This window comes from Desulforamulus ruminis DSM 2154 (assembly GCF_000215085.1).
GTDB classification, from domain to species: Bacteria; Bacillota; Desulfotomaculia; order Desulfotomaculales; family Desulfotomaculaceae; genus Desulfotomaculum; species Desulfotomaculum ruminis.
In genome coordinates, this window is the sequence record NC_015589.1 from 704633 (window position 1) to 716920 (window position 12288).

Sequence of the window (12288 nt, forward strand, 5' to 3'; positions counted from 1 at the left end):
GTAGTGCTGATGAAAGAGAATTGGAAAAGATATATATCCTATGTTGTCGTACTGGTTCTCGGTATTGGGGTTGGCATTGGTGGGTACTGGTACTACACAGTCAAACTCCCGGAACAAAGAGCCTATAAATTGGCTCAGGAGCAATCCGAGCGATTTAATAGCATGGTCCGAACTGGTAAAGTACTCTCTATTAAAGAAAAGGAAATTGCCTTACAAGTAATGAAAAAGGGGCGGGAGGATATAACGGACCAAAATCTAATTGAGAAAATCAAAGTCTCCGATGAAACCATCATTCAGGAAGGAATGGACCATATTAAGCCACCGGGGGAAAGCTTTCTATTGAGAGATTATATCCAAGAAGGGATGAATGTTGATCTTCTAGTTGAAAATGGAGAAGCCCTAATTTTACATTTCGATAAAAGGGTTGGCTCGACAGAAAAATAATGCGGCATCAGGTACTCGAAGACTTGATTTCTTAGAAAATTTACTATATAATACATTTAAAAGCACTTTTGGATGTGATTTTATGAAAATGATTAGTATTACAGACATGAGGAGAAATGCCAAAGATGTGTTGTCTGAAGTGGTGAACACCAAAAAACCGGTGGTGATTTTACAAAGATCTAAACCGGTGGCCTATTTGGTGGACGCTGAGAGCTATGAAAAAATGCAGCATTCACTTGAGGCCGATGAATTCAAAGAAACCCGGATGAAGAGTTTAGAAACCCTACTTCGCATAAAAGAAAAGACGGCTTCTCGAACAGGGAAACAGGGTGATTCCACCGTTTTAATTAGGGAACTCCGTGAAGGTATTGGTCGCCATGAGTAGATATATTTGCGTTGATAGCTCCGTTTTTGTGAAACTGTTTATTGAAGAAGATGATAGCCATAAAGCAAAAGTATTATTCCACAAGATTATTGAGGATGATCAAATTATTGTTCTACCGGCTTTTGCCTGGGCTGAGATCGGGAGTATTATTCGGAAGAAAATTAGACGGAACGAACTGAGTCTCCGGGAAGCAGACGAAACTTGGTCTGCCTTTAGACATTTTCCCGGCATCCTCTATCTTGAAGAGGAAACGATTGCAGACAGAGCATGGAAAATTAGCCGTTACTTTGATTTACCAACCCTCTATGATGCTGCATTTTTGGCAGTTTCCGAGGAGATTCAATGGAAGACGGGAGAGACCTGTGAGTTTTGGACGGCAGATGAAAGGCTGGCCCAAGACCTCAAAGGGAAGAAAGACTATGTCTCTTTACTTAAAGAGATTGGATTAGACAGGGAATAATTTAATAGGGTGATTTAGGAGGGAAATTATTATGAAGCGATGGATCATTGGCATACTCACCGGCTGCCTGGCCTTAATACTGGCCACCGGCGCTATGGCGGGCAACGCTACCCATAAAGTCTACTTTATTGTAGGCCAGAACAGCTACAATGCGGATGGCCAGATAAAACAGATGGACGCCGCGACCTTTATTGAGCATGACCGGACTTACGTGCCCGTCCGGTTCCTGGGCTATGCCCTGGGCGTGAGTAGCGAAGGAATCAAATGGCAGGATCCCAGTGCGATCCTGGCCATGGGGGACACCACTATAACGTTGACCATGGGGAGCAGGCAGTACCAGGTCAACGGTCAGACCCAGTCCATGGACGTGACCCCGATCAACAGAAACGGCCGCATTTACCTGCCGGCCCGGTTTGTTGCCGAGGCCTTTGGTTATGAAGTAGGCTGGGATAACGTGAAAAGAGCGGTACTGATTGGACCCAAAGGGGAGCTGCCTAGCCTTCCGGTCATTGACATCACTGGCCAGGGGGAACCTATTGCCGGAAAGCCCTGGGCAAATTATTTTGACGGAAAAGGAACCGTGGTAAACAAGGATATTAGTGACCTGAATACTCAGTCCTTTAAAATACATGATATGATTGTCCATGGGGTTACGGTTACAAGGGATGAAATTATTGTAACAATAGAAGGGAAGAAAAGTACTACAGGTATCAGAGTATATATGTATGAAAACGATAATTTGTTACGCGCCAGAGATAACTATACAACCTATGATAAAGGAGGCGTACATGATTTTAAATACCCGGTACTAAAGGTTACTGATGAATTAGTTAGGAACTTACCACCTGCCAATATCAGTAAAATGAAGTACATTTTCCTTAAATGGGTGGATACAATTCTTGTAATCAACAACCCATTGTACAAAGGCTAAGGAGCAGTCAAAAGCTGCTTCTTTTTTTATATATCCGTTTAAGAAGAGGGGAATTAAGTGAAGGATATAACGGAAATTGCAATATTAATTTCAGTCATTCTCAATTTTATCTTGCTATTTTATTTTTCAGGGAAGGAAAATTCTTCGTTAAGGCAAAAAATAAAATACTCCATATTATCAGCAATACCTTCTATGTTAATTTTTTCATTCTGGATAATATTTCAAGGCAGTATCAAGTTATTGTCATATTCTTCGCAGATTAACGTGGTACATATTTTTCTAGTACTTGGAGTTGTTGCGCTTTTTGGGCTGGGTTTGATTATATTAGGGATAGCTTATTTATACTGTCAAACTAGTTAAATCATAAATTTAACGTGTATTTAACAATGATGGTTACGTCAACCCGAACCCGCCTCTCGCGGGTTTTTATTAATTCCAAGGAGGAAGATGATTTGAAGAGATGGTCTATATGGGGCATCCTGGTATGTCTCTTTTTGGTTCCTGGTACAGCTCATGCCGGGCCAAAAGCGAATGAGGAAGTAATCGGCAGCAGTATCATTTCCAGCTACTATGCAATCTGGAATTATCCAAATCAACCGACCCGATACCAGGCCATGCCTACGGGCGGTTCACAACTGGGCAACCTTTCCCTGGGGCAATCGGTTCCCAGCTATTATGCGGACTATGGCTTTCCGTTTGGGGATAAAGTGAGTCAATATAAAAATATCCGGGTGGAAGTGGTCAATCCGGAGAATATTTCATCTACAGAGTACGGGAAGGCGAATATTTGGAGAAGTGGATTAAGTCACGATGTTTTTTTAGAGAAATATATAAACTGTATGCCAACCGGTTTTAATGTAAGCCTGGCCAGCAGTGAGAGCCAATACAACAGCGTAAGGGTAAAGTGGGATCTGAATTTAAATTATGTGGATGAGTCCCACAGCAGACGTGCGGTTGATATTAAAAGCGATCCTACGGCCATAAATTACTACGTTCCCACCTGGGGCAGCTCACCGCCCTCCGGGTTTGCCGAATCGACCTTAGCTTGGTTGTGGACCTTACCCGTGCAGCTCATCTGGTATGGCGAACCCATCCGGCCTCATGATTTGCAGTTTACTGATGCGGCACCTACGTTATTTGGCAACATTGAAGCTGGGAAAACGGTGACCGGGAACATTCGATTGAAAAATTTTACTTCTTGGCCAACCATTGCTAGTTATACGAAGATGCGGGTCTATACTTGGGAAGAGGGGGCGGCTAAGCCAGAGCTGCACAACACTTATTCGGTCACCCTGGGGGGTCTTACGGAGGCTCCTTTTTCATTCGGTTTTAAGGTACCGCCGAAGCCTTTTAAGTTGATACTGACCGCGAATATCTATAACAATACCGGCAGCTATGTGAATGAGCCGTTGGCCATTTCCACGAGTACCGGACCTTTGTCGAAGCCCGAGGAAGAATATGCGAAAAACAAAGTGGAAGTCTACCTGGTTCCTTCTTCGCCTGGCAGTGGTGGAGGCGGTGAAACCACACAGGCCAATTTAGCCGTCACTTCCCTTGAAATCCTGAACGCAAATGGTGATCCGGTAGGTGGAACCTTGACAGCCGGCAGATCCTATCAGGTCAAAGCAAAGTACTCTTCCACCTTTGATATTAGTGGTTCTGCCCGGGTGTGTCTCTTTTACAAAGACAGCTCTGGCAATGTGCGACAGATTGGAGATTCCTATTATAAAACCTTCTCGCCCAAGGGCTCTGGAGAAACAACCTGGACCTGGAGCGCGGGATCAAATGGAACCCTGATTGGTACCATCAACCTGGAATGGCGTGGTGGGACTACTTTTAACAACATGCAATTTGAGGGAAGAACGGAAACGACGTATGCGGATAATAAAAGGGAGCTGTCAACCACGGTAGGCGACAGCCCGCCGATTCCTCCAACCTCCCAGCATGTTTCCACCTCGCTTTATTATCATCCGGAAGTTGAAGAAATGATCCCGATTTACAAGACTGTTACGGAGACTGTATTTGTTCCGGATGTCCGGAAGATTCCCTATACCAAAGACGACCGGCAAGCTAAAATCCGGGTCTATCTTGTGAAGTAGTGAGGTGAATTTATATGAGAAGGATTATTTTATTGCTGGTTTGTGTCCTTGTATTTTTTTCCACATCACCGGTATCCGGAGAAGAATACGACAAAAGATGGTGCACCCTGGCGGACAACACCCAGGTATACGGATATTGGCAGGAAGTTGCGGGAACCTGGATACTGGTTGAGTGTAATCCTGGTACCGGAAAAGAAACGGGCTTTGCTTTTCTAAACTCCGGAAAGTATGAAACCAGAGAAAAACAGGTAGTGGATCGCTATGAATACGTTAAGCATGAAGATTTAAGGCGGGTTAGGGAGGTAAAGCCGGTTATTGTGGAAAGAGTATTTGCCCCCAATGCCCCCACGGATACAGAAGTGGACATGGACTACTACCGGGGAAACCGGGGAGGTGCGGCTCATATCGTCATATAGTGCCATGTGGCCGGGAGACACCGACCCGGTGGTCATTCCCAACACAGATCCCAAAAGATACCTGATCGTGGCGGCCGTCACCAACCCGAATTCCTTCCCGGTGAAGGCTCGGGTCCAGGTAACGTTGCAAACGACAACCAATCCATCCGGGGCAGATATAGACGTGCTTTTTCAGCCGAACGAAACCCGATACATCAAAGTCAATGATCAATATCAGAAAAAAATTGAAGATCAATATGGGGAGTACGTGAATGGCAATTGGCAGGAAGGCTGGTCCACCGGGAGGAATTCAACCTCCATTCGGGAAAACCTAGACCCGCAATTACCGACATACTTGAGGCCCAGTTATGGATGGTATGATATGTCAGACGTCACGGGAAATGGCAATCTGGCTCTGTGGAATCCGGATGTCCTCACTGCCAATTCAAAAATTTTCTATCGTATCCGGTCCAGCTCTTCTCCAAGTTGGTCCATGGAAGGGACCATTTATCACGATGTGAACGGCTGGCAGATTAGTGGGACTTGTACTCCTGCCAATCAGGCCAATACAGCAAAGACGAAGATTCAAGCATGGGTCAATAAAAATGCTCCCTTATTTACAACGGTACGTTCATATAACGACCCCGTGACATATTCTAGTGACGGAATCATTGTGGAACGAATGTATGGTTCTGAAGCCGGGATTACGGATCGAGCCTCCCTCAGCGAATGGGATCTGGTTGGTCCAATCGTGAGGGGATATAGCAGCGGCGATATTGATACCGTTGAAGAAGACCGGGGAGGAAGGGGACTCTGGACCCTGCGGGACCCCCGATTCTCGGCTTGGCACGAAAACCTAATTCCTGTAGTCAAGCAAGAACCCCTCTTTATTGCCCAATACGAGTTTATAGCCCAGGAACATCCCCAGGTTGGATATTTGAAAAAGGCCGTTATCCCTGGATGGTATGTTTTGGCAGGAACCGAAGAACTGCCGCGGTTTACGCAGACGGTGAACCTGGTCAGCGCGAACGTACAGAACGTATCCGGATCAAACTATCAGTTTACGGTCGTTTGTGATATAAACGTCACCGCCGTTAACAAGAGTGGATTTGATGTGAAATTTACTTCCCCGAATCCCATTCGCTTCTATATTCCAGCAGCAAAATTATTTAAAAATTATATTCAAAAAAATGCTTACGTAACCTCTACTGAAAGATATGATGGCCGCAAGGATAGATATATCACCTATTATGAACGGACCGAACCCACTGCCACAAATACAGATTTTGATAAGATTCAACTGGGGACTAATACCATTACGCTGCCCAATGGGACAAACCAAACCCTTTTCAGCGAGCGTAGAACCATTATTCTAAAATGCCGTATGAAGAACGTCCCTGCTGTGAGTACCTTCGGAACCTACCTCAATGATTCGCGGGAGTCCCCATTCATTCAAAACGGTAGTCTGACATTCGAGTTTATACCCAAGACTGAGTTTGTCGGCATCGGGATCGCGGACATGCGATACAAATACTACAGCATTCCGAGCGACCGCATGGATGATGACTATACGAAGGATGTTTTTGGCAACCCCAATGGAATCCCCTTTCTGTCCAACATTCGGAAAGGCTTTCCACTCCTGGCCACGGATTCTCTCTATACCCGGTTGTGGAGCTATACTGGCCGTACAAAGATCGCTATCACAACCGGCAGCAGCACCATAAACAATAAATACTGGGTCGTGACAGAGATGCCCAGTGATACCTCGGATAATCCAAAGTATAAACCGGAATATAAGGATTACTATCAAAACGATTCTCTCAGACCTTTGGCTACCAGTGAATGGTCATGGAATTGGGAAGAGGAAAGCGGCGGGGGTTTAGGAGGAGATTAACGAATTCAACTAGCTAAACGAGGAATTGTCCATCACAAGGAACCCCCTACTTTAGTAAGGCTAAGGTAGGGGGTTCCTTATTTTTATAACCCTTTATTAAAACAAGGAGCGTGATGATGTGAACGAAACCATTGCCCAAATCCTTCATAAAAGAGACATATCCATCTTTTTTCAACCCATACAAGATATGTGCTCCGAGGAGGTGTTTGGCTTTGAGGCCCTGGCCCGGGGACCCGGGGACCTGTTCTCCCCGGTGAATCTTTTTCGTGCCGCAAAGAAAGTTGGAAGATCTCAGGAGATGGAGCTTTTATGTTTTAACCAGGCCCTATCCGGATTGGATCATTTTCTCAAACCCATCCAAATCTTTATTAACATTAGCCCGGACACCCTGATCCAGCATCACGAAAAAATGATCCATGCGATTAAAAAATATCGTCAGCACCAAAATCGGATCATCATTGAACTGGCCGAGATCGGCCTCAAGGAGAAGAGAAGGATGGCGCTGGCTGAAATTCTGATGGACATTAAACAAACCGGCATCCAGGTTGCACTGGATGATGTGGGATCAGGGGACCGGAGCTTTTCCAATATCTGCGAACTGCCTGCGGACTATCTCAAGATCGACCGGAGTATTATCCAGGGCCTCACGAAGTACCAAAACGGTTCGGCTCCTCACTACCTGACAGCCTTGGAAGCAATGCTCAGTATCGCCGGAAACCTGGGAGCCAAAGTGATTGCCGAAGGGGTCGAGACGCCAAAACAGTACGAAATAGTCAAAAGTGCCGGGGTTCATCTGGCCCAAGGGTTTTACTTCTCACAGCCCAGACCGGTGGAATACTGGAAGTTCAAGGAGGTGACAACATGCTAATCGGAGTGGATCTCTGCAACACCGTAACCAACATTAACTACGAGCTGCTTCAACGTTTCAACATCAGCCTAAAACAGTATCCGGCGCCGGAAGTACCGAAGGATTTTTTCACCTCCGCCGAAGGGCTCAAACTGTTTTTGAATGCCCGACCCTATACCGGCGCCCAGGAAGCTTTATTTCGAATGGCCGAAGAGGGATACCGCGTGGTTTATATGACCAGCCGGCCCAAACTGGCCGAGTTTGTAACCCGGAAGTGGTTACAAAAACATGGATTTCCTGCGGGCAGTGTAGAGTTTATTCCCGGCGACGAAAAAGCCACGATGGCCCGGGATTCAGGGATGGTGGCTTTCTTTGATGATGACCCGACCGTCATCCGGGGGCTGATCGAAAAAGAGATCCCGGTTTTTGTGAAAGCAGCCCCCTATAACGCCGCACTTTCCAGTCCCAACATTGTGCGGTTTACCGACTGGAAGCAGATGAATTCTTTAAACCAAATAATAAAGGGAGTGACCTCTCAATGTTAACAAAAATTCTTGCCATTGATGTCGGCTACAGCCATGTCAAAGCCGTCTCTACGGAAAGCCGGATTTTGATTCCATCCATCGTGTCCCCATACCAGGAGATGGTTCTGGCGGATCTCTCCAGTACCGATACAGGCCATTTGGTGAAGGTGAAAAAGGTGGATGGAACCACCATCATCTACTTTGTAGGCGAACTGGCGGTAAAAGAGGGCCGGGGCGCCACCTTTACCTTGGACCGCCAGAAACATAAACACCCCAATCACGATATCCTGGTACTGACAGCCTCCAGGATCTTGGAAGCTCAACCGGGGTCTACCCTGGGAGTTGGTCTGCCGGTAGCGTATTACCGGACCCAGCGCGAGGAATTGATTCAACACCTGATGGGGGTTCATGGGGATATCAGCGTAAATGACAGTATTTTGAGGCGTATCAGCTTCGGTAAGGTGATTGTCTATCCCCAGGGTGCTGCGGCCCTTATAACGGCTCCTGGGCTTCCTCAGAACGGGCTGGTACTCCTGGTGGACGTGGGATATAAAACCACCGACTACATTGTGGCGGAAGTGGTCGGCGGGAAAGTGCGGCCGGTTTCCAACCTCTGCGGTAGCGTGGAAACCGGGATTTATGCCGTCCATGAAACCATTGCCCTTGAATATCAGAATCAAACTGGAATGCCCCTGTCCGTGGTAAATGTGCCGCAGGTCCTCAGCGAAGAGGGGAAGATTATCCACTACGGCCGGGAAATCGATTTCAACCTGACGCTGGAAAAAATTAAAACCGAAATCGCCATGAACATCGTCGATCAGGTTACCGCCCGACTGGGGGAACGAATGGCCTTTGTCCGCAAGGCCTACCTGGCTGGCGGCGGAGCCAAATGCTTACCGGTTCTCTCATCCATGTTTCCGGTTACCACCATCTTGCCCAACGCCCAGTGGGCCAACGCAGAAGGGATTTTGGCGGTTGTGAAGCAGACGGAAGAGGCGTTATAGACGGAAACCGTTTTGTCCGACAAGTTTAAACCAGGAATACTCCGGGCTGAAGGCTCTTTTTTTATGTACTTGTCCGACAGAATTTTATTAATAAAAACTTGTCGGACAAACTTACTAAAATCAACCGTTAGCCCTTGATTATATTGAAAACGAGGTGTCCGACAAATGGCGTTTGATAAGAAATTGGATATTCGTCTGCCGGCGGATCATCCTTTGCTGCAGTTCCCCCAAAAAATCCGAAGCCAAAAGGCACGAGAAGCCATAGAGGCCGGGTTGGCTGTAAATCAAGTCCTTGGAGAAATCAAAAACCTACTCTACGCCCTAGATATGCGGATGGGAAAACTGGAAAATTCATTAGAAATACTTCAAACCAGTGGCATTCAGCCTATTGAAAATAAAGAGGCGGAAAGAGAAGAAGCCCAAGCCAATGTTCAGTTTGACGTGGATGCTTTCATGAACCTGATGTGATGTGAATTTGAGTACGGGGAGCTGATATTGTGGATGACGTAAAATTCAAGGTTGGGGTGAAAGAAAGAAGAAAAAGAGCCGAGCTTACACTCCCACCTCTCACATTTCATCATTTGGACTCATGGAGAAAGACCCTCGGGAATGATGCTTTTTTAGCCTGGCAGGTACTCTACACATTAGCAGACCGTCAAGCCTATCCGGAAACTCATGTCATTCATCACTTTGATTATACCCGGCTGGCGGAGCGATTTGGATGTAAAAAAGACAAAGCTCTTCAACTGATCAAAACCCTGTTTGAATACGGGCTTATTGAAATTTGTGAAGAAAAAAATAAATTCGGTGGCACAACGAACCTCTATGTATGGTGTGATGTGCCTTTCTATTCGGAGACCATCTATTGCGATTTGGAAAAGAGGCGTCACTGGAAAGATCGGAACTCTGAAGGTCAAAAACTCGCTGCCATGAGGAAAATCAATCAAAAAGAAAGCCGTTCGGAAAAACCGAATGGCTCCGAGCCGTTCGGAAAAATAGAACGGCAGCCATTCGGAAAAATCGTACGGGAGCCGTTCGGAAATTCCGAATGTATTAATAATACAAATAATAATATTTCAAATTATAATAAATCAAATCATTCATCCTTCCATCCTTCCGTTAGTGAAGGTATGAAAGAGTATCCTCCTAATGCGGGAAGGAAAGAAGGATTGAATGAGGATGGAATGAAAAATCAATTAATCAATCAAAAGCAACTTGAGGAAGATATCGAAGTCGTTAAAAAGTATTTCTTTGAGAAGGTATCAGAGGATCAGGACATCGTTCCCTTTTTGCAAAGGTGGGTAAAGGAGAGTAACAAGGATACTGTACTTTACTGCATCGACCGGCTATTGGAGCAGGAAGAAGTGAAATTCACAATCCAGTGGTTGGAAAAAGCGATTGAGAACCCTGAAAAATACCCAAAAAAAATTAAATATGCAAAAAAAGATTCAGGCAATAACAAAAAACAAGTTTATTTGCGATCCATGTATTCATAAAGCAATGCGAAAAAGCATTTAAAGGAGATGGATTGGTTTGAAAAAAATTGTTTGTGAAATAATCTCTAGCCCGGATCATGTGATCAAGTTTATCGAGGAATCCATGTTTGGATTCGATGAGACAAGGGTGAAATTCAAAGCAACCAGGGAAAAAGAAGCGTATCTGATAATTGAATTAGTCAACAAAATTCCTGCACTGAGCTGGTTTGAAGCAGCTGAAAAATGGTTGCGTGAAAAACGATATTTCAAAGGGAAACACGCCTTTAAGATCGTCGGGGTGACTACTTACGGAATAGCTATATATGACGATGCTCATCTTGCAAGGAAAGACGTGTCCGTTTTTATCCCATGGAGCAACATTGCCGGCATCCATACTCACACAGATGAAGATCTTGTAGAGATGGAAAATGAAGTTAAAAGGCTACCATACTTACATCGCGAGGGCGGAAAATAAATTCCGGACGTTTGTTCGTGTTGTACTCGAAAAAACAGATAATATTGGGGTGGTTGAGAATGAGAATCTTTTTCGATCGCCCTTTGTTTTTCCCCCCGCCCAGGCTCCCCCGGGTCGCCCTCCCCAAACTCCTTACCCCATAGGGGAATACAACGCATAAGCGAGCCGGAGGCCGCGCCTGGCCCGGCCCCAGGTGTCATACCGGGTGCGCGCCCCGGCCCCGGGAACCCGGCACCGAGGTCCAGGCCGCCCAGGTCAAGGCCTCAGGCGTATGACAACAGTCGAACGACAAGAAAATCGTTCACCTAAGTGAACAACCGGTTTTTCCCCGGCCCGGTTTCCCAGGCACCCAGGAACCTGGCCCCGGGACCCAGGGGCGGCCCAGGTACCCGGGAACCTGGAACCCGGGAAAACCAGGACCAGGCCAAGGCCGATCCAGGAGCCGGGACCGGGAACCTGGATACCCAGGAGCCAGGGCTGGGTTTCCGTTGCGGCCGGGGTCTTGTTCCCGTGAGAAAGAACAAGACCCCGGCCGCAACGGCCAGGTAACCGGGACCCGGAGGCCGGACTGACAGAAAGAGGTGAAGAGGATAAGCACAAGGGAATCTTTACGGCTGCCGGTGGAGATGGCGTCGAAGGTGCAACGGGAGGCGGCCCGGAGACATACAACGAAAACGGCGGTCATCATCGAGGCACTGGAGTGTTATTTCGGCAAACAAGAGATGGTTTTGACCATGGCGGCGTTTATGGCGTCATCGGAACTACTGGCCATGGCCAGGAAACAGGAGGCGGAGGATCTGAGGAAGAGGATGATTCAACAGGCCCGGACGCTTCTGGAGGTGAACAGGGATGATATTCACACGGCTGGCTCGGGACAACAAAAAGATCGTCAAGGTGTTGGGACTGGTGAGTCCCCTGTTTGATACCCGTCGGGAAAATCTCACGCCCAGGGAATACTGGCAGGACGGCACGTACTTCACCCACCCGGCCCGGGCCAAGGCGGTCCTGGTTAACCTGGAACCGGGGCGGCGCCTGGACCGGGAGGCCATGGTTTCCCTGGGGCGCCAGGGGGCGGGGCTCCTGGAGGCCCGGACTGGGCTGGTCACGGACTGGTGCGGGGGGATCTCCAAGGACGGTCGGCGGGTGGTGCTGGTGTTTAAGACGCTGGCTCATGATAACAGGACCTGGCGCAGGCGGGAGCTGTGGGTGGAGCCGGAGGATCTGCGGGCCATGGCGGAGCTGGTCCCCCGGCGGGGCAAGGACAGGGACCGGTGGCAGCACCGGAGGCGGGGGATGGAGCGCGGGCGGTAGGGGGTGAGGTGTTCACTTAAGTGAACGAAAGGGGGTGGAAGTGT

Annotated in this window: 16 protein-coding genes; all 16 read left to right on the forward strand. The window is 47.4% G+C overall.

What is annotated here, in order from left to right; genetic code table 11:
* The first annotated feature begins 9 nt into the window (after window positions 1–9).
* The 16 genes from DESRU_RS03445 (at window position 10) to DESRU_RS03525 (ending at window position 12244) form a co-directional block, all read left to right on the forward strand.
* Entirely contained in the window at window positions 10–444 is a 435-nt protein-coding gene (locus tag DESRU_RS03445) for a hypothetical protein (RefSeq protein WP_013840734.1), read from the forward strand.
* 82 nt (window positions 445–526) lie between these two features.
* Window positions 527–829 (forward strand): type II toxin-antitoxin system Phd/YefM family antitoxin, encoded by a 303-nt coding sequence (locus DESRU_RS03450; protein WP_013840735.1) that lies wholly within the window; start codon window positions 527–529, stop codon window positions 827–829.
* Window positions 822–1289 carry a type II toxin-antitoxin system VapC family toxin gene (locus tag DESRU_RS03455; RefSeq protein WP_013840736.1) on the forward strand — a complete coding sequence of 156 codons (468 nt, stop codon included), beginning with the start codon at window positions 822–824 and terminating at the stop codon, window positions 1287–1289. Before DESRU_RS03450 ends, DESRU_RS03455 begins: the two co-directional genes overlap by 8 nt.
* Before the next feature lie 31 nt (window positions 1290–1320).
* The gene (locus DESRU_RS19715; protein WP_013840737.1) at window positions 1321–2220 is read left to right on the forward strand and encodes a stalk domain-containing protein; all 900 of its coding nucleotides are present in this window, start codon (window positions 1321–1323) and stop codon (window positions 2218–2220) included.
* Between the two features lie 452 nt (window positions 2221–2672).
* Window positions 2673–4319: a hypothetical protein gene (locus tag DESRU_RS03470; protein WP_013840738.1), complete on the forward strand. Its 1647-nt coding sequence runs from the start codon at window positions 2673–2675 to the stop codon at window positions 4317–4319.
* 14 nt (window positions 4320–4333) lie between these two features.
* Window positions 4334–4735 carry a hypothetical protein gene (locus tag DESRU_RS03475; RefSeq protein ID WP_013840739.1) on the forward strand — a complete coding sequence of 134 codons (402 nt, stop codon included), beginning with the start codon at window positions 4334–4336 and terminating at the stop codon, window positions 4733–4735.
* A gap of 4 nt (window positions 4736–4739) precedes the next feature.
* Complete coding sequence (locus DESRU_RS03480) at window positions 4740–6608, forward strand: hypothetical protein (protein WP_041275279.1); 1869 nt, start codon at window positions 4740–4742, stop codon at window positions 6606–6608.
* A 118-nt stretch (window positions 6609–6726) separates the two neighbouring features.
* Window positions 6727–7476, forward strand: a complete 750-nt coding sequence (locus DESRU_RS03485; protein ID WP_013840741.1) for an EAL domain-containing protein — start codon at window positions 6727–6729, stop codon at window positions 7474–7476.
* Complete coding sequence (locus DESRU_RS03490; protein WP_013840742.1) at window positions 7470–8000, forward strand: LNS2 domain-containing protein; 531 nt, start codon at window positions 7470–7472, stop codon at window positions 7998–8000. The genes DESRU_RS03485 and DESRU_RS03490 overlap by 7 nt, the downstream gene beginning before the upstream one ends.
* A complete protein-coding gene (locus DESRU_RS03495; protein ID WP_013840743.1) occupies window positions 7994–8983 on the forward strand; it encodes a ParM/StbA family protein in 990 nt (329 codons plus the stop codon). The genes DESRU_RS03490 and DESRU_RS03495 overlap by 7 nt, the downstream gene beginning before the upstream one ends.
* A gap of 165 nt (window positions 8984–9148) precedes the next feature.
* On the forward strand, window positions 9149–9451 hold the full coding sequence (locus DESRU_RS03500) for a hypothetical protein (protein WP_013840744.1): 303 nt from the start codon (window positions 9149–9151) through the stop codon (window positions 9449–9451).
* A gap of 29 nt (window positions 9452–9480) precedes the next feature.
* A complete protein-coding gene (locus tag DESRU_RS03505) occupies window positions 9481–10479 on the forward strand; it encodes a hypothetical protein (protein WP_013840745.1) in 999 nt (332 codons plus the stop codon).
* Between the two features lie 37 nt (window positions 10480–10516).
* Window positions 10517–10933, forward strand: a complete 417-nt coding sequence (locus tag DESRU_RS03510) for a hypothetical protein (RefSeq protein WP_013840746.1) — start codon at window positions 10517–10519, stop codon at window positions 10931–10933.
* Window positions 10934–11242: 309 nt separating this feature from the next.
* Complete coding sequence (locus DESRU_RS03515; protein ID WP_041275280.1) at window positions 11243–11482, forward strand: hypothetical protein; 240 nt, start codon at window positions 11243–11245, stop codon at window positions 11480–11482.
* Between the two features lie 32 nt (window positions 11483–11514).
* Window positions 11515–11856 carry a ribbon-helix-helix domain-containing protein gene (locus tag DESRU_RS03520; RefSeq protein WP_013840747.1) on the forward strand — a complete coding sequence of 114 codons (342 nt, stop codon included), beginning with the start codon at window positions 11515–11517 and terminating at the stop codon, window positions 11854–11856.
* Window positions 11783–12244: a hypothetical protein gene (locus tag DESRU_RS03525; protein ID WP_013840748.1), complete on the forward strand. Its 462-nt coding sequence runs from the start codon at window positions 11783–11785 to the stop codon at window positions 12242–12244. Before DESRU_RS03520 ends, DESRU_RS03525 begins: the two co-directional genes overlap by 74 nt.
* Window positions 12245–12288: the final 44 nt, after the last annotated feature.

What these genes read in the sequence shown, in the direction of transcription:
- DESRU_RS03445 (WP_013840734.1), top strand. Translation starts at nt 10, where the DNA reads ATGAAAGAGAATTGGAAAAGATATATATCCTATGTTGTCGTACTGGTT.
- DESRU_RS03450 (WP_013840735.1), top strand. Translation starts at nt 527, where the DNA reads ATGAAAATGATTAGTATTACAGACATGAGGAGAAATGCCAAAGATGTG.
- DESRU_RS03455 (WP_013840736.1), top strand. Translation starts at nt 822, where the DNA reads ATGAGTAGATATATTTGCGTTGATAGCTCCGTTTTTGTGAAACTGTTT.
- DESRU_RS19715 (WP_013840737.1), top strand. Translation starts at nt 1,321, where the DNA reads ATGAAGCGATGGATCATTGGCATACTCACCGGCTGCCTGGCCTTAATA.
- DESRU_RS03475 (WP_013840739.1), top strand. Translation starts at nt 4,334, where the DNA reads ATGAGAAGGATTATTTTATTGCTGGTTTGTGTCCTTGTATTTTTTTCC.
- DESRU_RS03480 (WP_041275279.1), top strand. Translation starts at nt 4,740, where the DNA reads ATGTGGCCGGGAGACACCGACCCGGTGGTCATTCCCAACACAGATCCC.
- DESRU_RS03490 (WP_013840742.1), top strand. Translation starts at nt 7,470, where the DNA reads ATGCTAATCGGAGTGGATCTCTGCAACACCGTAACCAACATTAACTAC.
- DESRU_RS03495 (WP_013840743.1), top strand. Translation starts at nt 7,994, where the DNA reads ATGTTAACAAAAATTCTTGCCATTGATGTCGGCTACAGCCATGTCAAA.
- DESRU_RS03500 (WP_013840744.1), top strand. Translation starts at nt 9,149, where the DNA reads ATGGCGTTTGATAAGAAATTGGATATTCGTCTGCCGGCGGATCATCCT.
- DESRU_RS03525 (WP_013840748.1), top strand. Translation starts at nt 11,783, where the DNA reads ATGATATTCACACGGCTGGCTCGGGACAACAAAAAGATCGTCAAGGTG.